Source organism: Williamsia sp. z71, from assembly GCF_059553375.1.
Genome location: NZ_JCANWX010000002.1, coordinates 438,076 through 458,572, shown reverse-complemented (window position 1 = coordinate 458,572; position 20,497 = coordinate 438,076). Strand labels below are relative to the sequence as shown.

At 66.6% G+C, this 20,497-nt stretch carries 15 protein-coding genes and 1 other RNA gene; 5 read left to right on the top strand and 11 right to left on the bottom strand.

The features are described 5' to 3' along the window. Nucleotides 1-4: 4 nt before the first annotated feature. The 4 genes from AC51GR_RS06305 to AC51GR_RS06290 form a co-directional block, all read right to left on the bottom strand. A complete protein-coding gene (locus AC51GR_RS06305; RefSeq protein ID WP_496323739.1) occupies nt 5-988 on the bottom strand; it encodes an endonuclease/exonuclease/phosphatase family protein in 984 nt (327 codons plus the stop codon). Continuing rightward, nucleotides 985-4,014 carry a bifunctional [glutamine synthetase] adenylyltransferase/[glutamine synthetase]-adenylyl-L-tyrosine phosphorylase gene (locus AC51GR_RS06300; protein ID WP_496323738.1) on the bottom strand — a complete coding sequence of 1,010 codons (3,030 nt, stop codon included), beginning with the start codon at nt 4,012-4,014 and terminating at the stop codon, nt 985-987. The genes AC51GR_RS06305 and AC51GR_RS06300 overlap by 4 nt, the downstream gene beginning before the upstream one ends. A gap of 66 nt (nt 4,015-4,080) precedes the next feature. Further along, a complete protein-coding gene (locus tag AC51GR_RS06295) occupies nt 4,081-5,424 on the bottom strand; it encodes a glutamine synthetase family protein (RefSeq protein ID WP_496323737.1) in 1,344 nt (447 codons plus the stop codon). Nucleotides 5,425-5,509: 85 nt separating this feature from the next. After that, nucleotides 5,510-7,090, bottom strand: coding sequence for an alpha/beta hydrolase (locus tag AC51GR_RS06290; RefSeq protein WP_496323736.1), 1,581 nt, complete (start codon nt 7,088-7,090; stop codon nt 5,510-5,512). Between the two features lie 188 nt (nt 7,091-7,278). Here AC51GR_RS06290 and panB point away from each other — a divergent pair, with 188 nt between their 5' ends. The 3 genes from panB to AC51GR_RS06275 are packed head-to-tail and all read left to right on the top strand — an operon-like array spanning nt 7,279 to nt 10,671. Continuing rightward, nucleotides 7,279-8,145, top strand: coding sequence for a 3-methyl-2-oxobutanoate hydroxymethyltransferase (gene panB / locus AC51GR_RS06285; RefSeq protein ID WP_496323735.1), 867 nt, complete (start codon nt 7,279-7,281; stop codon nt 8,143-8,145). A 22-nt stretch (nt 8,146-8,167) separates the two neighbouring features. Further along, entirely contained in the window at nt 8,168-9,157 is a 990-nt protein-coding gene (gene pip / locus AC51GR_RS06280) for a prolyl aminopeptidase (protein WP_496323734.1), read from the top strand. After that, nucleotides 9,154-10,671 (top strand): CYTH and CHAD domain-containing protein, encoded by a 1,518-nt coding sequence (locus AC51GR_RS06275; protein ID WP_496323733.1) that lies wholly within the window; start codon nt 9,154-9,156, stop codon nt 10,669-10,671. The genes pip and AC51GR_RS06275 overlap by 4 nt, the downstream gene beginning before the upstream one ends. 14 nt (nt 10,672-10,685) lie before the next feature. Here AC51GR_RS06275 and AC51GR_RS06270 read toward each other — a convergent pair whose 3' ends face one another. Continuing rightward, on the bottom strand, nt 10,686-12,095 hold the full coding sequence (locus AC51GR_RS06270; RefSeq protein WP_496323732.1) for an RNB domain-containing ribonuclease: 1,410 nt from the start codon (nt 12,093-12,095) through the stop codon (nt 10,686-10,688). 65 nt (nt 12,096-12,160) lie between these two features. Continuing rightward, nucleotides 12,161-12,567, bottom strand: an RNA gene (gene rnpB / locus AC51GR_RS06265) — RNase P RNA component class A. Nucleotides 12,568-12,665: 98 nt separating this feature from the next. Between rnpB and AC51GR_RS06260 the strand changes: the two genes are divergently transcribed. After that, the gene (locus AC51GR_RS06260) at nt 12,666-13,916 is read left to right on the top strand and encodes an SLC13 family permease (protein WP_496323731.1); all 1,251 of its coding nucleotides are present in this window, start codon (nt 12,666-12,668) and stop codon (nt 13,914-13,916) included. A 25-nt stretch (nt 13,917-13,941) separates the two neighbouring features. On the opposite strand, the gene AC51GR_RS06255 is transcribed toward AC51GR_RS06260, so the two are convergent. Then, entirely contained in the window at nt 13,942-14,838 is an 897-nt protein-coding gene (locus AC51GR_RS06255; RefSeq protein WP_496323730.1) for a LysR family transcriptional regulator, read from the bottom strand. Nucleotides 14,839-14,980: 142 nt separating this feature from the next. On the opposite strand from AC51GR_RS06255, the gene AC51GR_RS06250 reads away from it, so the two are divergent. Next, complete coding sequence (locus AC51GR_RS06250; RefSeq protein WP_496323729.1) at nt 14,981-16,291, top strand: NAD(P)/FAD-dependent oxidoreductase; 1,311 nt, start codon at nt 14,981-14,983, stop codon at nt 16,289-16,291. Between the two features lie 39 nt (nt 16,292-16,330). On the opposite strand, the gene AC51GR_RS06245 is transcribed toward AC51GR_RS06250, so the two are convergent. The 4 genes from AC51GR_RS06245 to cobC all read right to left on the bottom strand — a co-directional run bounded on the left by AC51GR_RS06245 (nt 16,331) and on the right by cobC (nt 20,477). Next, complete coding sequence (locus AC51GR_RS06245) at nt 16,331-17,512, bottom strand: bifunctional RNase H/acid phosphatase (RefSeq protein ID WP_496323728.1); 1,182 nt, start codon at nt 17,510-17,512, stop codon at nt 16,331-16,333. After that, complete coding sequence (locus tag AC51GR_RS06240) at nt 17,461-18,207, bottom strand: zinc ribbon domain-containing protein (protein ID WP_496323727.1); 747 nt, start codon at nt 18,205-18,207, stop codon at nt 17,461-17,463. Before AC51GR_RS06240 ends, AC51GR_RS06245 begins: the two co-directional genes overlap by 52 nt. Nucleotides 18,208-18,318: 111 nt before the next feature. After that, entirely contained in the window at nt 18,319-19,443 is a 1,125-nt protein-coding gene (locus tag AC51GR_RS06235) for a Nif3-like dinuclear metal center hexameric protein (protein ID WP_496324103.1), read from the bottom strand. 8 nt (nt 19,444-19,451) lie between these two features. Continuing rightward, nucleotides 19,452-20,477: an Rv2231c family histidinol phosphate aminotransferase CobC gene (gene cobC, locus AC51GR_RS06230; RefSeq protein WP_496323726.1), complete on the bottom strand. Its 1,026-nt coding sequence runs from the start codon at nt 20,475-20,477 to the stop codon at nt 19,452-19,454. Nucleotides 20,478-20,497 lie beyond the last annotated feature (20 nt).

Below are 20,497 nucleotides of genomic sequence, written 5' to 3'. Positions count from 1 at the left end.
AACCTCAGTTAGGTATAAGTGATACCACCAGGCCGCGATGGTCGGCATCTTCGATCCCAAAACTGTCCAGCTCCACCGCAGTGAATCCGCGGGAGATCACGTGGTCGATCCCGATCAGGGCCGGATAGCTCCGGTCGGCCGGGAAGGTCATCTTCCATCCGGCTCCGGATTGATCGGTGGCGTCGGCGAATCCGTCGGTCAACAACTCCCGGAACTGCTTGTGGTCCCAGGTCGCGTTGAAGTCACCGCTGACGATCACCCGTTCGGTGGTCGTCGACCCGATGATCCCGCGTAGACGCTTCATCTCCTCGACCCAGCGCCACGGTTCGTGCGGATAGGGCGGAATCGGATGCACGGCGAACACCGTGGTGTTGGCAGCCCCCGGCAGGTCGACCTCGGCTCGCAGATTGTTGAGCCCGAAGTCGCTGAGCTCCGCGGTGTTTCGCAATGGATACCGGCTGAAGATCCCGGTGCCCACGCCGCCTTCGCCGGGGACGACGAACTCGTACGGCAACAGACTCCGCAAATCGGTCTTCTCGATCCGTTCGAGCGCTTCGGGTGTCAATTCCTCGACCGTGAGCAGATGCGCCTTACTGGCCCGCACCTTTGCCACCAGCTCCGAGACGTCGGCCGCACCGAGCGTGATGTTGGACTGAACCACCACCGTGCGCTCGCCGGACGGTGCGTCCGAGGCGACGAACAGCGGCGCCTGCGTCCAGATACCGACCCCGAGCAGGATCACCGTCAGCGCCGTGGTGAGCCAGCGTCTGGTCACGGCCAGGATGATGGTCGCCGGGATGCCGGCGAGCAGGAGCCACGGCACCGCGCTGGCGAAGGCCGTGGAAACGCGCCCCTTGCCCGGATAGAAGTGCAGCCAGATCGCCGCGACCACGGCGCCGAGCAACGCCCAGCCGAGGAGCACGGCAACCAGGTACAGAACCTTGAACACCGGACCACGCTCGGCAAGTCGTTCCGAAGTCCGCCTCACCCGCCGAAGACTTTCAGCACCACGGCTTTGGCCCGGCGCGTGACCCGCAAGTAGTTGTCCAGGAACACCCCGGAGTCGTCGTCATGCCAGCCTGCGGCAAAAGCGACCGCACGCAATGCTTTTCCCGGTCCGGGAAGCTGGTCGACGGCCTTGCCGCGCACGAGCACCAACGCATTACGCGCCTTTGTCGCGGTGAGCCAGGCCTGTTTGAGGAGTGTCACGTCTTCTTCGGAGAGCAATTCGGCAGCACCGATCGCGTCGAGACACTCCAGGGTCGACGTGTTGTGCAACGCCGGGATCCGGTGCGCATGCCGCAACTGGAGCAGCTGCACCGTCCATTCGACGTCGGCCAGGCCGCCGCGTCCGAGCTTCGTGTGGGTCGCGGGATCGGCACCGCGTGGCAGCCGCTCGGCGTCGACGCGGGCCTTGATCCGGCGGATCTCCTTCACCGCGTCGGACGAGACACCACCGGACGGGTAACGGATCTTGTCGGCCATGTGCAGGAAAGCGATACCGAGTTGTTCGTCACCGGCCACCTGGTGGGCCCGCAGCAGTGCCTGGACCTCCCAGGCCTGTGCCCACTGCTCGTAGTAGGCCGCGTAGGCCGCGAGCGTACGGACCACCGGACCGTTGCGCCCCTCCGGCCGCAAACCGGTGTCGACCTCCAGTGGCGGGTCGGCGCTGGGCGTGCCGAGCAGTGACCGCACCTTGTCCGCGACACTGTTGGCCCACCGCACCGCCTCGGCGTCGTCGACGCCCTCTTCGGGTTCACAGACGAACAGCACATCGGCGTCGGATCCGTAACCGAGTTCGCCTCCGCCGAGTCGCCCCATCCCGATCACGGCGATACGCGCGGGGGCGGGCGAACCACGCTCGGCCACAGAGGCTTTCACGACAACCTGCAGTGCGGCATTGAGCACACCGGCCCACACCAGCGACAGTGCCCGACAGACCTGTGGGACGTCATACATTCCGAGGAGGTCCGCCGAGGCGATCCGGGCGAGCTCCCCGCGACGATGGGAACGGGCGACCGAGATCGCCATCTTGACGTCGCGGTGGCGGGTCGCCGAGGCGATCATGCCGGCCACCACATCCTCGGAGTCGACCTCGGTCAGCTTGGGACCACTGGCCCCGTCCGCGTAGAGCCGGATGACATCGGGCGTCCGCATCAGCAACTCCGCGGCATACACCGAGGTACCGAGCACCGTCATCAGGCGCTCGGCGACAACCCCTTCGTCGCGGAGTAGCCGCAGGAACCAGTCCCGGTCCGCGGCCGCGTCGCACAACCGCCGGTAGTTCAACAGGCCGGCATCGGGATCGGGTGTGCGGCTGAGCCATTCGAGCAGCGTCGGCAGGAGCAACTCCTGGATCTGGCCCTTCCGGCCGGCCGTGGAGACCAGTGCCTTGAGGTGCCCGAGGGCGTTCTCGGGTTTGCCGTACCCCAGAGCGGCGAGTCGGCGGACCGCCGAACTGGTCGACAGCCGCAACTCGTCCTTTTCGAAACGGGTGACCGCTTCGAGCAACGGACGATAGAAGAGCTTCTCGTGCAGCTTGCGCACCCGATAGGACTGCCGGCGAATCTCCTCGCGCAGTGTGCCGCCGGCGTCGAGGTCGCCTTCGGGCCGGATGTGGGCGGCCCGGGCGAGCCAGCGCATCGCCTCGTAGTCCTCGAACTCCGGCAAGGTGTGGGTCCGCTTGAGACGCTGAAACTGCAGGCAATGCTCCAGCAACCGCAAGAACTCATACGACGCAATGAGATTGGCGCCGTCATCACGACCGACGTAGCCACCATCTCGAAGAACGGTCAGCGCCTCGACAGTGCTCTTGACCCGAAGCGATTCGTCCACGCGTCCGTGCACCATCTGGAGCAACTGGACCGCGAACTCCACGTCCCGCAGCCCGCCCCGACCGAGCTTGATCTCACGCACCCGCAGCTCTTCGGGTAGCTGGGCCTCCACCCGACGGCGCATCGCCTGCACGTCGACAACGAAGTCCTCGCGTTCCGACGCCTCCCAGACCATGGGGCTGACGGCGTCGACGTAGTCACGCCCGAGCTCCATGTCGCCGGTCATCGGCCGGGCCTTGAGCAGGGCCTGGAACTCCCAGGTCTTCGCCCAGCGTCGGTAATAGGTCAGATGCGATTCGAGGGTCCGGGTCAGCGCACCGGCCTTGCCTTCGGGACGGAGGGCGGCATCGACCTCGAAGAAGGCCAGGGAACCGACCCGCATCATCTCCCCCGCGATCCGGCTCGACTCGGCATCGACCGGCTCGCTGACGAAGATGACATCGACATCGCTGACGTAGTTCAGCTCTCGCGCACCACATTTGCCCATCGCCACAACCGCGATCCGCGATGTCATCGGCTTGTCGCCGCAGACTTCCGCGACCCCCACCGCGAGTGCCGCGGTCAGCGCCGCGTCGGCGAGGTCGGCAAGGTAAGCGCCCACATCACGGAACCGCATGACCGGCTCGTCCTCGACAGTCGGTGCCAGGTCGCGAGCAGCCAACTGCACCAACAGGTTGCGATAGGCCAACCGAAGCGCGGGAACGGCCTTGGGGCCGGTGAGCTGCGCACGGAAGACGAGATTCCCGTCGGTGGCGCCGGTTTCGTGGCCGTTGTAGCCCGGCTCCGGCTCGGCGCCGACCGCGTCCAGCATCAACTGCCTGACCTCATCGGGACCGGGTAGGTCCGGGCGCGTCAGCAGTCGCCAGGTCTGCGGCTCTGAGACCAGGTGATCACCGAGCGCGGTGGACGAACCCAGAACCGCGAACAACCGCCCGCGGAAACACCGGTCGGTGCGCAGGAGTCGGTCGATCTCGGCCCACTCCGACTCGACCGCACTGTGCAGACGCACCAGGGCGCGCAGGGCGATGTCGGCGCTCGGTGCGCGCGACAACGCCCACAGCAGGTCGATGCTCGCTTCGTCGCCCCAGCCGAGTTCGGCCAGGTCCGCGGTGGCCGTCGGTTCGAGCAGACCGAGCCGGCCGACGCTGGGAACTCGTGATCTGGACGCAGGTGGTGTCACAGAGGTAAACCGTACTGGGCGAGGCCCTGGTCACACCATGAGCCCACCCGGAGCCCGCGACCGGCGTCAGAGCGACAAATAGTTCTGCAGTTCAAATGGAGTCACCTGACTGCGGTAGTTCGTCCACTCCGCCCATTTGTTGCGCAGGAAGTACTCGAAGACGTGCTCGCCGACGGCCTCGGCAACCAGTTCGGACTTCTCCATCTTCGTGAGTGCTTCGGCCAACGACCCCGGCAACTCCTTGTAGCCCATGGCCCGGCGCTCGGCGGGAGTCAGCGAGAACACGTCGTCCTCGGCGTGGTCCGGCAGCTCGTAGCCTTCCTTGATGCCTTTGAGGCCGGCGGCCAGCAGGACGGCAAACGTCAAGTACGGGTTACAGGCCGAGTCGGGGCTACGAACCTCGATACGCCGGGACGACGCCTTGTTCGGTGTGTAGAGCGGCAACCGGACGAGCGCCGAGCGGTTGGCCGCTCCCCAGCTCGCAGCGGTCGGCGCTTCGCCGCCGTGGATGAGTCGCTTGTAGCTGTTGACCCACTGGTTGGTGATCGCGCTGATCTCGTCGGCGTGGTGCAGGATGCCGGCGATGAACTGCTTGCCGGTGGTCGACAGCTGCATCGGATCGTCGGGGTTGTGGAAGGCGTTCGTGTCGCCCTCGAACAAGCTCATGTGGGTGTGCATCGCCGAACCGGCGTGCTGACTGAACGGCTTGGGCATGAACGTGGCCCACACGTTCTCCGAGATCGCGACCTCTTTGACGACGTAACGGAACGTCATGACGTTGTCTGCCATCGACAGGGCGTCCGCGTACCGCAGGTCGATCTCCTGCTGGCCCGGTGCTCCCTCGTGGTGCGAGAACTCGACCGAGATGCCCATGGATTCAAGGGCGTCGATGGCGTGGCGGCGAAAGTTGGGTGCCGAGTCGTGCACGGCCTGGTCGAAGTACCCACCGTTGTCGGCGGGGATGGGGACCGAGCCGTCGAGCGCGGGCGGGTTCTTCAGCAGGAAGAACTCGATCTCGGGATGGACGTAGCAGCTGAAGCCCTGATCGGCTGCCTTGTTCAGCTGGCGACGCAACACATGCCGCGAATCGGCCCACGACGGCTCGCCGTCGGGCATCACGATGTCGCAGAACATGCGGGCGGAGTGCGGCCGGCCGGCGCTGGTGGTCCACGGCAGGACCTGGAATGTGGAGGGATCGGGCTTGGCGATGGTGTCGGCTTCGGACACCCGCGAAAAGCCCTCGATCGCCGATCCGTCGAAGCCGATTCCCTCGGCAAAAGCACCTTCTAGCTCGGCGGGCGCAATGGCAACCGACTTCAGGTAGCCCAGTACGTCGGTGAACCAGAGGCGGACAAAGCGAATGTCGCGCTCTTCGAGGGTTCGGAGCACGAATTCTTTTTGGCGATCCATGACAAACGAGCCTAGGAGTGCCCTGTTAAATGCATGTTACAGACGCGCATCAACCAGAATATCCTGGGGATTTCGTCCAAAATTCTCAACATATGAGGCCTTCATCCGGCAATGTGAGATCAACGAAGTACGCGGTGACCGCATCGTCGACACAGTCCTTCCCCTCGAGCGATGCCGTGTGCTGGTCGCCCTCGAACGTGATGAGTCTGGCGCCGAGCTCTTTCGCGAGGGCAACACCGGCTTCATACGGCGTCGCCGGGTCGTTTGTCGTGGAGATGACAACCGTCGTCGGCAGACCCTCGACGTTCAGCTCATGCGGTGTGCTGGTGGGTGGGATCGGCCAGAACGCACAGGCATCCCGGGCACCGACACCGGTCCCCCGGCCGTCGTCGGTGAACGGTGCCGCCCGACGCGCCTCCGTGTCGAGCCGATCGATCGTGGCCTGGTCGGTGATCGGCGGGTCGTCGATGCACCGGATCGCGGTGAACGCGTCGGCCGTGTTGTTGTAGCGACCGTTCTCGTCGCGCCCCTCATAGAGGTCGGCGAGCCGGAGCAGGGTGTCGCCGTTGCCCTCGGCCAGCTGGTCCAGCCCCTCGCGCAGCGGATCCCACAGCGCATCGCTGTACAGCGCCTGGATCACGCCGGTCATCGCGTCGTCGTACGACAGGGGCCGACCCAGACCCGTCGTCGCGGGCCGATCGATCAGCGGTCGGGTGAGCTCCTGGAAACGGGCCGTTGCCTGAGCCGGGTCGTCGCCCAGCGGGCAACCACCACGCTCTGCGCAGTCTGCGGCGAAAGCCTCGAATGCGGACTGGAACCCGGCCATCTGTTTGATGATGTCCTCCACCGGATCTGCCGCCGGATCGACCGCGCCGTCATTGACCATCGCCCGGACCCTGGACGGGAACTGTTCGGCATAGGCGGCCCCGATCCGGGTGCCGTAGGAATAGCCGAGATAGTTGAGCTTGTCGTCTCCGAGCACCGCGCGCAGCACATCGAGGTCTTTGACCACGTCGACCGTCCCGACATGTGCCAGGTACCCGACACCCATCCGCTGCTCGCATTTCTCGGCGGTCTCCCTGGCTTCGCGTTCCTGCTCCGCGATGCCGGCCGGGGTCATGTCGACCAGTGTCTGCGCCCGCTGCTCGTCCCGCTCGGAGTCGGTGAGGCAACGGATCTGCGGGGTCGACTTCCCGACGCCCCGGGGATCGAAACCGATCAGGTCGAACCGCTCTGCGAGTTCGAGGTCGGAGAAAGCCGAGGCCTGCCCGGCCAGGAAGTCCACGCCCGATCCGCCCGGGCCGCCCGGATTCATCAGCAACGAACCGACCTTCTCGCCGCCGGCACGCACCCGCAGTATCGCGATCTTCGCAGCATCCCCGTCAGGATCGTCGTAGTCGACCGGGACCGTCACGGTGGTGCAGTCCGTCCGGTCCTCGGGATATCCGAACGACTCCTGATCGGCATATTCGTCGCAGGGTTCCCAATGGAGTCGCTGCCCGTAGAAGCGGTCCAACGCCGGCGTCGGCGCGACACCCGAGCTGAACGTCGCCGACTCGGCGGAACCCTCGAGCTCGGTACTGCAACCGCCGGCCACCAGGGCCACCGCCGCGATGGCGGTCACCCCGCACAGGATTCCCCGTCCACCCCGTGCTCGTGTCTTCACCGGTTCCATCGTGCCACGCCGGTATCGGCGCACCGACGGGCCCGAGCGGGACCGAAATATCCGAACTGTTGTGACAAATTGCACACCACCAGGCATTTCCCTGCCCGACCCGCGGTGCCACACTGGTGTGGTCATCCACCAACCCGGGTACCTGCGGATGCAGGACTCGAGGCACGAAAGAGACAATGATGTCCGACACTTCGGTATATGGCGCTGCGCCCTCCTCTTCTGCGGCCGCAGCTGATCCTTCTTCTCCCCGCCGCCGCGCGACGCGCGTGCACCATCTGGCCCAGATGAAGTCCGAGGGCGACAAATGGTCGATGCTCACCGCATACGACTACTCCAGTGCGCGCATTTTCGACGACGCACAGATCCCGGTCCTGCTGGTCGGTGACTCGGCAGCCAATGTGGTGTACGGATACGACACCACCATCCCGGTCACCATCGATGAGCTGCTCCCGCTGGTCCGCGGTGTCGTGAAGGGCGCCCCGCACGCGTTGGTCGTCGCCGACCTGCCGTTCGGTAGCTACGAGGCCGGCCCGCAACAGGCACTCGAATCGTCGATCCGCTTCTTCAAGGAAGGCGGCGCGCACGCGGTCAAGCTCGAAGGCGGTGAACGGGTCGCCGACCAGATCGCGACGCTGGTTGCCGCGGGCATCCCGGTCATGGCGCACATCGGATTCACCCCGCAGAGCGTCAACGGGCTCGGCGGATTCCGCGTGCAGGGCCGCGGCGACGGTGCCGACCAGCTCATCGCCGACGCGATCGCCGTCCAGGAAGCCGGCGCCTTCGCCGTTGTCATGGAGATGGTTCCCGCCGACCTCGCCGGACAGATCACCCGCAAGTTGACCATCCCCACGGTGGGTATCGGCGCAGGCAACGAGACCGACGCCCAGGTTCTCGTCTGGCAGGACATGGCCGGGTTCACCCACGGCAAGACCGCCAGGTTCGTCAAGCGGTACGCCGATGTCGGCGGCGAATTGCGCCGCGCGGCAGAGCAGTACGCCGACGAGGTTCGTCGCGGCCAGTTCCCCGGCCCCGAGCACGCGTACTGACCTCAACCGGCATAGTGGGGGGATGCGCGACTTCTACCCTCCGATCGAGCCCTACGCCACCGGACATCTCGATGTCGGTGACGGACAACGGATCTATTGGGAACAGAGCGGTAATCCCACGGGCAAGCCGGCGATCTTTGTCCACGGTGGACCCGGTGGCGGAACCACCCCGTCACAACGGCAGTTCTTCAACCCGGACGCGTATCGCATCATCCTGTTCGATCAGCGCGGCTGCGGCCGGTCGACACCGCACATCGCGGACGGCGGCGACCTGTCGGTGAACACCACCGACCACCTGATCGCCGACATGGAATCACTGCGCGAAGAGTTCGGGATCGAGCAGTGGCAGGTGTTCGGCGGCTCGTGGGGGTCGACACTCGGGCTGGCCTATGCCCAGCGCCACCCCGATCGGGTGACCGAATTGGTGCTGCGCGGGATCTTCCTGCTCCGCCGCAGCGAGATCGACTGGTACTACAACGGGGGCGCGGCCAACATCTTCCCCGACCGGTGGGAGGGATACCTCGAACCGATCCCCGCCGACGAGCGCGACGGTGATCTCGTGGCCGCCTATCACCGGCTCCTGACCGGCGACGACCAGGAGAAGGCGGTCGAGGCCGCCCTCGCCTGGACCACCTGGGAACAGACCACGAGTCATCTCCTGCCCCAGGCCGAGGACGACAAAGACAGCGATCCGGCCCGGTATGCCCTCGCGTTCGCCGGAATCGAGAACCACTACTTCATGAACGGTGGTTTCCTCGAAGACGGTCAGCTACTGGCCGACGCGCACCTGATCGCCGACATCCCCGGCGTGATCGTGCAAGGCCGCTACGACGTGGTGTGCCCGGCCCGAAGCGCCTGGGATCTGCACCGCGCCTGGCCGACCGCGCAGCTGAACATCGTCGCCGATGCCGGACACGCATCGTTCGAACCCGGAATCCGGCATCATCTGATCGAGGCGACGGATCGTTTTGCCGGAGTCGGTGACCAGAGCAGTGGGAAGGACGCACCGTGAGCGCCCAGGAAACAACCGAAGTCGAGCTCAAATACGACCTCGACGCCAATGCGACCGTTCCCGACCTCACGGTGTTGCCTGCTGTGCAGTCGCTGTCGGGACCGGTGATCGAACACCTGGACGCGACCTACTACGACACCGACGCACTCGATCTCGCGGGCAACAAGATCACCCTTCGACGGCGAGAAGGGGGCCACGACGAGGGCTGGCACCTCAAACGGCCCGGCATTGGCACTCCCCTGGGCCGACGCGAGATGCACGTGCCGCTGCAGACCGCGACCGATCCGTTCGCCGAGGTCGCGGTGCCGGCAGAACTGACCGACCCCGTCCAGGTCCACATCCGCGGCCGACACCTGGCACCCATCGCAACGGTCTCGACGATTCGCCGCATCACCGAACTCCACGACGGTGAGGGGGCGGTGCTCGCGGTGTTGTGCGAGGACTCGGTCGCCGCGCAATCCCTGCTCCCCGGCGGTGTCGCCCAGAGCTGGCGCGAATGGGAACTCGAGTTGGTGACCGGCGATACCGACCTCCTCTACGCCGCCGACAAGGTGTTGCGCGCCAACGGTGCCCGCACCGCCTCCAGTGCGTCCAAGCTCGCGCGCGCCATCGGTACCACCCCGACCACCCATGACGGTTCCGATCGGCACCACCCGAAGAAGTCCACCCTGGGCAAGAAGGCCACCGCGCTGGAACTGGTGGTCGCCGAGCTCGCCGACCACCGCGACCACCTCATCGCCCATGACCCACAGGTCCGGTGCAACGCTCCCGACGCCGTCCACCAGATGCGGGTCGCGACGCGGCGGGCACGCAGCGTCCTGCAGTCGTTCCCGAACGTCCTGCGGGGCACGGGTGTCGAGGAGCTCGAAGGTGAATTGAAGTATCTGGCAGGCATATTGGGCGACGCCCGTGATGCGGAAGTCCAGTTGGAGCGAAATCGTCACCTGCTCAAGGGCGAAGCGGCATCCTCTCATGTCTTGCAGGCCCTGATCGATGGGCAGGTCGAAACACAGCACATCACGCTGGCCGCCGCCACCGACTTCCTGCATTCCAAGCGGTATTTCGATCTGCTCGATGAGCTCGACCGGACCATCGCAGAACCGCAGCCCGGTGACGACGCCGAGGCACCGGCCCGCGAGATCTTCGACAAGGCCGTCGCCCACAGCACCAAACGTGTCCGCAGGGCCCAGAAGAAGGCCGACGCCCTGGCCAAGGGTTCAGCCGACTGGGTCGAGCAGCTGCACACCGTACGCAAACGCGCGAAACAGTTGCGGTACACCATCGATTCCGGCGAGCGGCTCGGCACCGACAAGTACCGCAAACTCGGCAAGATTGCCAAGCGGGCCCAGAGTGCTCTCGGGGACTTCCACGACGCGGTCATCAGCCGCAGCCATATTGCGGTCCTGGCGATGGGTTCGGGCGTCACCGTCGCCGACGCATACGTGTACGGGCGCCTCGACGCCCGCGAAGAGGCTGCTGCGGCACGCGACCTCGCGACGTACCGGCCGGTGTAGCCCGCACCGACCGCCTACACCGGCATGAACGTCACCTGAGGTGTGCGCGGATCGGCGTCCATCAGTTTGACCTGCACCTGCTGCCCCTCCGCCGGATCACCACCGCACGTGGCGAACACCGCGGGATCTGCGATGAAGATCTGTGCGGGCCGCTTGCCGCGTGCGGCGTGCAACACGGTGGCGGTGAACGTCTCGCCGACCCGGTCGGCCAGCAGGACCGCCTCGGCCATGTCCAGACTCGACCGATCTGCTCTGCCGGCAACCGAACTCGAACTCTTCATCACCTCGGGCAGGATCGGCAGAGCGCTGCACACCCAGTCGGGCACCGGTTCACCGGCAGCCAGCGCCAGGCAGGTCTCGGTGGCGAAGCGGTCCGCCAACCGGCGCAGTGGTGCGGTCACGTGGGCGTAGACCCCGGCGATACCGCCATGCGTTGTCACCGCATCGTCCGGGATCACACCCAGCATCGGCAGGTAGTCACTTCCCCGCAGCAACGTCGTCGCATCCGACATCACCGCCAGGGTCAGCGGGGACTGCGGATCCAGTCCGGCCAGGAACGCACCCGGTGAAACTCCCTCCGGCCAGGGCACATCCAGCGCGGCGGCGGAGGCCCGGAACACCTTCACCGCATCGTCGGTCGCCGCCGGTAGCGTCCGCAGCAACCCGACCTTGTTGTCCAGCATCATCTGCCCGGCGCACATACCCGTGAGCAGTGAGATCTGTGAGTTCCACATGTCGGCCCGGGTCCGCGGTTGCACCACCAGCTGCCATCCGGCCGCCCCGTCGTGCAGCACGTCCTGTTCGGGCAGACCCAGATCCACCGCGCCCCGCTCGATCGCCAGACGCTGCCGGAGCTCACCGAAGTCAGGGAGCGCCTCGATGGACGGATGCAGTCTCCCGGCGTCGGCGTCGGCCTGCACGGTTTCATAGTCCAGCCGGGCCACCGACCTCACCAGCGCGCGTTGAACGTCGACCGAGGTCGGGTGTCCGTGTCCGTCGACGGCGATCCGCCACAGTGCGGCCGGACGAAGCCGATCGGGCAGCAACGATCCGCGGTCTTCCGACAACGCCCGCGGATGCAGCGGCACATTGCCGTCCGGGAAGTAGATCGTCTGCCCTCGTCTGCGGGTCTCGAGGTCGAGCGGACCACCGGGCCGAACCAGCGCCGCGACGTCGGCGATCGCGTAGTTCACCACAAAACCGGTGCCGTCGCGGACGATGTGGACGGCTTGATCGAGATCCACCGAGCCGGGCGGATCGATGGTGACCAGGGGCAGGTCGGTCCGGTCGACACGATCCTCGGCGTAGCGATCCGACGCCGTCTCCGCTTCGGTCTGGGCGGCGGCACCGAACTCCTCGGACAGACCGAGGTCGGTGCGGATGGCACCGAAATCTATGTCGGCGGCGCGAAGTATCCGTTGCACCGCACCAACACTAGCGGGCAGTGACCTCCACACCGGGGTAATCGGTGTGAGGCCACGTTGCGGGGCGAACGAGCCGGCCTGTAAGCCGGATCCTGTACCGACCACAAGGGTCGGCAGCGGCCATCCATCTGGGCACACCGTCGCCGGGTACCTCGAGCGGTCCACCCGCAGGCTCGGGCGAGCAGCCCTCGAACACCTGCGCAGCCACACCAGTCACCTGGTGCAACCTTCGACCTTGCTCCGGGTGGGGTTTACCGAGCCATCACGGTCACCCGTGATGCTGGTGCGCTCTTACCGCACCTTTTCACCCTCACCGGCTTGCGCCGGCGGTCTGTTTTCTGTGGCACTGTCCCGCGAGTCACCTCGGGTTGCTGTTGGCAACCACCCTGCTCTGTGGAGTCCGGACTTTCCTCGATCTCGGGCTCGCCGCACAAGCGACTGTCCCCGCGACCGCGGCCGCCCAGCCGGCTCGTTCGCATCATCACTGTACGTTCTCCGGGACCGGATCCACGCATCCTTCCGGGCGATGCCTGATTGGTGCGCTGCCGGGACGTCGGGGAACATTGCGCCGTGGATGTTGTCGCGGTGGTTCTGATGGTGGCAGCGCTGGGACTGGCCGTGTGGCGTCCGCGTGGCCTGTCGGAGGCGGCGGTCGCGGTCCCGGCAGCCGCGCTCGCCATGGTCGTGGGTGCCGTGGAGCCCGACCGGGCCTGGGACGAGTTGCGGGAGTTGTCGTCCACCGTGCTGTTCCTGGCGGCACTGCTGGTGATCTCCTACGCCTGTTCGGTACTGGGCGTATTCGAATGGGTGGCCCGGGTGATCGCGCACCGCGCGTCCCCGGCCGAGGGTGCCGGGCACCGATCCGGGCGCCGGCTCTTCGGATTGGTGTTCGCCGCCGCGGCGATCACGACCGCCGCACTGAGCCTGGACGCCACCGTGTTGCTGCTGACACCGGTGCTGCTGTCGATGACCTCGGCGCTGCGGGTACCGGCCCGTCCACACAGTTACGCCACCGTCACGCTTGCCAATTCGGCCTCGACACTGATGCCGGTCTCGAATCTGACGAATCTGCTCGCCTTCGCCGCAACGGGTCTGGGCTTCATCGAGTTCACCCTGCTGATGGCGCTTCCCTGGCTGGTCACCCTTGCGGTCGAGTTCGCGTTGTTCTGCTGGTGGTTTCGCAGCGACCTCGAGGTCGCGCCCGGCCCGGATGTGCTCGACGAGCCCGGCCCGGCGCCACGGGCCCCGCTCGTCGTTCTCACCGCAACCCTGATCGCGTTCGGGGTGAGTTCACTGGTCGGCATCGAACCGGTGTGGTGCGCCGTGGCCGGCGCGGTCGCGATGGCGTACCTGGCATTGCGCGGACGTGCCTGTGGTCCCGGCGCGCTGGCGATGTCGGCGCAACCGGGCTTCCTGTTGTTCGTCTGTGCGCTGGCGGTCTTGGTGACCGGGATCTCCGACGGCGAGATCGGGGGGTGGCTCGCGGACCTCCTGCCGAACGGGACCGGACTGCTCGACCTGCTCATCGTCGCCGTGGTCGCGGCCATCGCATCAAACGTGATCAACAACATCCCGGCCACCTTGCTGATGCTCGCCGCACTGGGCAGCGGTGCCCCGGCGGCACTGATCCTGGCGATGCTGCTCGGGGTCAACATCGGCCCCAGCCTGACCTACCTCGGCTCGCTGGCAAACCTGCTGTGGCGCAACCTGGTCAACGCCCGCGGCCACCGGGTGAAGGTCGCCGAGTTCACCAAGGTGGGCCTGGTGACCGTCCCGTTGACCCTGTTGTCATCGGTGTTCGCACTGTGGCTGGTCACCTAGCCGGAGGCGATTCTCTCTCCAACACCTAGCCGGAGGCGCCGTCTCCCCCGGCCAGATCCGCGCGCACCGACCTCAGCGCGGCGATCAGGTCGTTGACGATCTCGGATTGTCCGGTCGGCGCGCGCACCACCGCGGACACCGGAACCCGCAGTGCGCGTTCGGCATCCCGGGTGAAGGCGATGCCGGCCAGCGGTGTGCGCTCGTAGAGCACCGTCCACTCCTCGGGGTGGTTGAGCAGCTCCATGGTCGCGGTGTGATCCACCGGCAGTGGCGGCGCCTGGCGGGGACGGTCGAGTCCGTGGCGATCGAACGCCTCCCGGATCACGTTGTGCAACAGCACCTGATCACGCGCCGACGGCAGCAGCAACGGGTACTTGCCGAGCTGTTCCAGCCCGACTTCGGCAGCTCCGGCCAGTGGGTGCCGCTGCGACATCGCCACCACCAGGTCGTCGACCCACAGGTGTTCGATGGCCAGGCCCGGGCGCTCGAGGCCACCGCGGATCAGGGCCAGGTCGACGTCGCCGCCGAGGACCGCGTCGATCCGCTGATCGAAGCTCTTGATGATGAACTCGATCTCGACATCGAGGTGCTCGGTGCGCAGCTTGGCGATCGCGGCCAGGGACTGCTGCGCGAACGACATGTTGGCCGCCATCCGGACCCGTCCGCCGGGTGCGCGTGCGGTCGCGGTGATCATCGATTCGAGTCGGATCATCTGCTGAGCCAGTGGCAGCACCTGGGCGCCGAGGTCGGTCAGGCGCACCGTCCGCGTCGACCGGGCGATCAATTTCGAGCCCAGTTCGTGTTCGAGTCGGGCGACCTGGTGGCTGATCGCCGATTGCGAGATGAAGCAGCGGGCGGCGGCCCGGCTGAAACTCAACTCCTCGGCGACGGCCGCGAAGTACGTCAGCTGGCGAAGTTCCATGCGACCAGCTTATATGAGGGATGCAGATAAGTTCTATCTTCAGAACAGGTTGGATATAGGCCTGATTAGGGATTTTCACCCCAGTTAATTGCGCTATACATGGAAGTAGTTGCCATCAAGTAGATAAAAGGATCACCAACCCATGCCCACACCGCACAGCGTTCCCACCCAACTCGAGGCCGATGTGGCCATCGTGGGTTCGGGATTCGGTGGACTGACCGCCGCACAGCGGCTGGCCAAAACCGGACTGCGCGTCGTGTTGATCTCCAGCACCCCCGAACACCTTTTCCAGCCCCTGCTCTACCAGGTCGCGACCGGCGTGCTCTCCAGCGAAGAGATCGCTCCCGACATCGCCGGCATCCTGCGCAAGCACCGCAACATCGAGGTCCGCCTGGGCACGGTCACCGATGTCGATCCCGACGCCGGCGTCCTGCATTTCCGCCACGAGAGCGGTACCGAGACGGTTCGGTTCCGCTACCTGATCGCGGCCACCGGTGCCACGCAGTCCTACTTCGGACGCAACGAGTTCGCGCAGTACTCCTACGCGCTCAAGACCATCGAGGATGCGACCAAGCTGCGCACCCAGATCCGCCAGAACTTCGAACGGGCCGCCCAGACCACCGACGACGATCTTCGCCGCCGCCTGCTGAGCTTCGTGATCGTCGGCGCCGGGCCCACCGGTGTCGAGGTCGCCGGTCAGATCCGGGAACTGGCCACCCGCTACTACAAGCGTGACGACGTATCGGTCTACCTCGTCGAGGGTGCCGGGGACGCGCTGCCCGTCTACGGCGGCTCCCTCTCGGCGTACGCGAAGAAGTCGCTCGAGGCCGGCGGCGTGGAGCTGTTGCTCAATTCGCTTGTCACCGATATGGATTCCGAGGGCGTCACCGTCAAGATCGGTTCCGGAGCGGCCACCCGCAAGATCGCGGCCGACACGATCATCTGGTCGGCCGGTGTACAGGCCAGCCCGTTCACCGCAGTGCTGGCGGAGGCAACCGGAGCGCAGACCGATCGCGCCGGACGCATCCTCATCAATCAGGACCTGACCGTGGGCGGCTACGCCAACGTCTACGCGATCGGTGACATGACCTCCCTCAACGGCTACCCGGGCCAGAGCCCGGTGGCCATGCAGGAAGCCCGTCACGCCGCTGACGTCATCAGCCGGAAGAAGCTGCCGGGCACACCGTTCAAGTACCGCGACAAGGGCAGCATGTCGGTGATCAGCCGGTTCAGCGCCGTGGTCGCCATCAACGAGAAGATCCGATTCCGGGGCATGTTCGCCTGGATCACCTGGCTGGCGGTGCACCTGTTCTACCTGATCGGCTTCCGCAACCGCTTTGCCGCCATCGCATCGTGGCTCTACGCGTTCATCGGCAGCAAGCGGCCGGGATTCGAGCAGGTCGACCGCCGCCGCGCCGCGGCCGTCCCGCAGCAACAATCCCGCGCGAGTTGATCGCGCACCGGTAGTGCGCCCCGAACCACCTGGGAGAGATCAGATCTCGCCCAGGTGGTTCGTGTCGTTGACCAACCGCACCGACGCACCACCGTCGGGATAGAACTCGGCGATGCTCAGAGATGCCAGGTCGAGGTGCATCCGGTAGAGAATCGACGACCCCACACCGAGCGCTTCCCGCAGGAGCACCTTGATGGGTGTCACGTGGGACACCACCAGCACCTCGCCGGGGCCGTACTGATCGATGATCTCCGCCTGCGCCTTGAGGATTCGGATGGTGGCGGTGTCGAAGCTCTCGCCGCCGGGAGGCGCGATGCTCGTATCGCCGATCCAGGCCTTGTGGAGCTCGGGATCCTGGGCCGCCGCCTCGGCGAAGGTCAATCCTTCCCAGTCGCCGAAATCGGTTTCGATCAGCCCGTCGTGCACGACGACCGACAGACCCAGCGCCGCCGCAGCGGCCTCGGCGGTGTCGCGGGCGCGCCCCAGCGGGGAACAGACCACTGCCGAGATACCGTCCGGTTCGGCGGCGGTCTGCGCCCGGGCCGCCAGGCGTTTGGCTGCCCTTGCCGCCTGATCGCGACCCAATTCGGTCAGTTGCGGATTCCCGCGCCCGGAGTAGCGCCGCTCCACCGACAACGGGGTCTGCCCGTGCCGCAACAACAACATTCGCGTGGGATTGCCCATCGCACCGTTCCAGCCCGGCGCCCTCGGCGCGGGCTTGAGCGGTTCCTTGCTCGGTTGCCCGGTCACCGCGGCGACCTCCTCACCGGCGGCCGCGGCATCCATGGCCTCGTTGGCCAGACGATCGGCGTGTGAGTTCTGATGCCGCGGAATCCAGGTGTAGTCGACGTTCGAGAATCCCGACGCCAGCGACTTCGCCCGCGCGGCCAGCGGAATCATGTCCGGATGCTTGATCTTCCACCGGCCGGACATCTGCTCGACGACCAGCTTTGAATCCATCCGGACGGACACCTCGTCGGCGCCCACCTCCTGCGCCGCGGCCAGACCGGCGATCAGCCCGCGGTACTCGGCGACGTTGTTGGTCGCGATACCGAGGGCCTCTTTGCGTTCGGCCAGGACCGCGGCCCGGTCGGCGTCGAACACGACCGCGCCGTAGCCCGCCGGTCCGGGGTTGCCCCGCGAACCGCCGTCGGCCTCGACAACAACTCTCACGAAGAAGCCAATCCCGACTCGTGCGTGCGCACCAGGATGGCGCCGCATTCGTCGCATCGGACGACCTCGTCGGTGGGGGTCGAGTTGATCCGGCTGAGCAGTCCCCGATCGAGTTCCATCCGGCAGGCACCGCACCGTGCGGCCCGCAGGAGTCCGGCACCCACCCGTCCCGACGACACCTGCTTGTCGTAGATGGCCATCAGATCCGGGTTGACGTTGGCGGTCAGCGCGGCGCGCTTCTCGGCGATGGCGGCCGCATCTTCGTCGATCTTCGCCAGGGCGGCGTCGCGCCGGGCCGTGGCCTCCTCGATCTGCCGCAGCGTGTGGTTGGTCATCGCCGATGCGCGCTGTTCGTCCGCGCCGACGGCTTCCTGCTGTTCCATCACCTCGAGCATCTCGTCTTCGAGCAGTCCACGGCGGCGGATCAATCCGGTCACCTCGTGCTCCAATTCGCTCAGCTGCTTGGCCGGCAGGTTGCCCGCGGCCAACTGCTGGTTGTCCTTCTCCTCACGCATCGTCATCGACGTGATCTCGTTGTCGAGTCGCCGGGCCTCGCGGAGCAGGTCCTCGGCGGCGATCTGAGCCCGCACGGCCTCGTCCCGCTGCGTGTTCAGCTGCTCTTCGAGTCGGGCCAGTTCGGCGATCTCGGGCAACGTGGACCGCCGGTGTTCGACTCGATGCAATTCCGCATCGACATCGGCAATGTCCAACATCAAGCGTTGGTCGGCCGGATCTGCTTTCACCAGTGTTCCTTCATTCCTCTACTGTCCGGTCCAACGGGCCGGATCAACAAGTCGTGCGGCGCCGCCCGGCGCCGGTGATGACATTTTTGCAACCGTACGCGGTCACGCGTGTCAGTGGCCGCTCCGATGAATTGTCCATGGATCTGTCGGGGTGGCGAAAACGCCGGTCCCGAGCCCGGGGACGGCATCGGCGAGAAGACCCGCGACCTGCGTGCACCAGGGGAACTCGGTACTCCAATGCCCGGCGTCGATCAGCGCCGGACCACCACCTCGCAGATGTTCGTCCACCGGGTGATGCCGTAGGTCGCCGGTGACGTAGACGTCCGCGCCCACCGCGCGGGCCGTGGCCAGCATCGAATCACCGGCACCGCCACAAACCGCGACGGTCGTGATGGTCGCCTCCGGGTCACCGGCGGCGCGGATTCCCACGGCCGAGGCCGGCAAGGCCCGCGCGACCAGTTCCGTGAACGCCGCCAGACTCATCGATTCGGGCAGCTCACCAACGCGTCCGAGGCCCTCGTCGCCGCGGGCCGGTACCAACTCGATGAGGTCGAAGGCCGGCTCTTCATAAGGATGGGCGCTGCGCAGCGCGGTCAGGACACCCGAGCGCACGCGGCGACCCGACACCATCTCGACGCGTTCCTCGGCCACCCTCGTCACCTCGCCGCGCTCGCCGATCGCCGGGGCGGCAGCCGCGCCGGGCCGGAACTGGCCGGTGCCGGACGTGCTCCAGCAGCAGTGGCTGTAGTCACCGATCTCACCGGCGCCGGCATCGAACATCGCCTCCCGGACGGACGCCACGTCGTCGGCCGGGACGAACACGGACCACTTGTCCATCGCCTCTGCAGGTTTCGGGTCGAGGGGCCGGAGGTCGGTGAGCCCGAGCAGCGCACCCAGGGCATCAGAGACACCCGGGTTGGCCGAATCGGCGTTGGTGTGCGCGGTATAGAGAGCGCACCCGCCCCTGATCAGGCGGTGCACGATCCGCCCCTTCGGGGTGTGGGCACCGACGGTGTCGACACCACGCAGGAGCAGAGGATGGTGGGCCACAATCAAATCCACCCCGGATTCCAGTGCCTGGTCGACCACCGCATCGGTGACGTCGACACAACAGAGTACCGAGGTGACGGCGTCGCCGGGGTCACCGCAGACCAGGCCCACCGAATCCCAGCTCTCCGCCAGCCGGGTCGGATATGCGCGTTCGAGGATCCCGATCACATCGGCCACAGTGGTCATACCCGTCATCAGAGCACCTTTCTGATCGTGTCGACCAATCCGTCGACGGTTGCGCGGTCCCGGACCGCGAGCCGCAGATGGTTCGCGTCCATCCCGACGAAGTTGGCGCAGCTGCGGACCGCGTAACCATGTCCCCGCAGAGCCTCTTTCAGAGCGGTCCCGTCGGCCACCGAGATCGTCACAAAGGACGCCGCCGGTTCGCCGACCACCCGCACCCCCACGGTGGACAACGCCTCGATCAGCCAATCACGTTGCTCCACAACCGAAAGCGCTTCGGCGTGAGCGTAGTCGGCTGCCTGCTCGCCGGCACAGAGTTCCAGCGCCGCCAGTTGCAAGGTACCCAGCGGCCAGTGTGGTCGCCGGCGCCCCAGCCGATCGAGCAGCTCGGGCGATCCCAGGAAGTAGCCGGCCCGCAGACCCGCCAGCGCAAATGTTTTCGTGATGCTGCGCAGGACCAGGATGTCGTCGCCGCGGTACCCCGACAGCGTCTGCGGCTCGCCCGGCACCACGTCCGCGAATGCCTCGTCGACCACGATGACCCGGCCGGGCCGACGCAATGCCTCGATCGTCTGCCGGGGATGCAGCACCGACGTCGGATTCGTGGGATTGCCCAGGACCACCAGGTCCGCATCCTCGGGCACCGACTGCGGGTCCAATGTCCAGGGCGGCGGCAGCACCACCTGCTCGATGTCGATGCCTGCCGCACGCAATGCCCGCTCGGGTTCGGTGAACGACGGTTGGATCAGCGCGGCCCGGCGGGGGGCCAACTCCGGCAGCAGAGCAAAACCCTCGGCGGCACCGGCGAGCAACAACACCTCGGACGGATCCCGGTGATGACGCCGCGCGATCGCCATGGTGGCGCGCTGCTGATCGCCGGCGCCGGGATAGGCCGCCAGGTCACCGAGGCGCGCTGCCAGTGCGTCGAGAACGAACTGTGGGGTGTTGCCGCGGACATTGACCGCGAAGTCGATCAGGCCGGGTTGGGCGTCCGCGTCGCCGTGGCGCCCCAGGTCGGTCAGCTCGTCCGATTTCACAGTTGTCGAGCCTACGGGCA

Excerpts from the sequence above, each read along its gene's own strand:
- AC51GR_RS06295 (WP_496323737.1), bottom strand. The coding sequence starts at position 5,424 with ATGGATCGCCAAAAAGAATTCGTGCTCCGAACCCTCGAAGAGCGCGAC.
- panB (WP_496323735.1), top strand. The coding sequence starts at position 7,279 with ATGTCCGACACTTCGGTATATGGCGCTGCGCCCTCCTCTTCTGCGGCC.
- pip (WP_496323734.1), top strand. The coding sequence starts at position 8,168 with ATGCGCGACTTCTACCCTCCGATCGAGCCCTACGCCACCGGACATCTC.
- AC51GR_RS06255 (WP_496323730.1), bottom strand. The coding sequence starts at position 14,838 with ATGGAACTTCGCCAGCTGACGTACTTCGCGGCCGTCGCCGAGGAGTTG.
- AC51GR_RS06250 (WP_496323729.1), top strand. The coding sequence starts at position 14,981 with ATGCCCACACCGCACAGCGTTCCCACCCAACTCGAGGCCGATGTGGCC.
- AC51GR_RS06245 (WP_496323728.1), bottom strand. The coding sequence starts at position 17,512 with ATGCGGCGCCATCCTGGTGCGCACGCACGAGTCGGGATTGGCTTCTTC.
- AC51GR_RS06235 (WP_496324103.1), bottom strand. The coding sequence starts at position 19,443 with ATGACCACTGTGGCCGATGTGATCGGGATCCTCGAACGCGCATATCCG.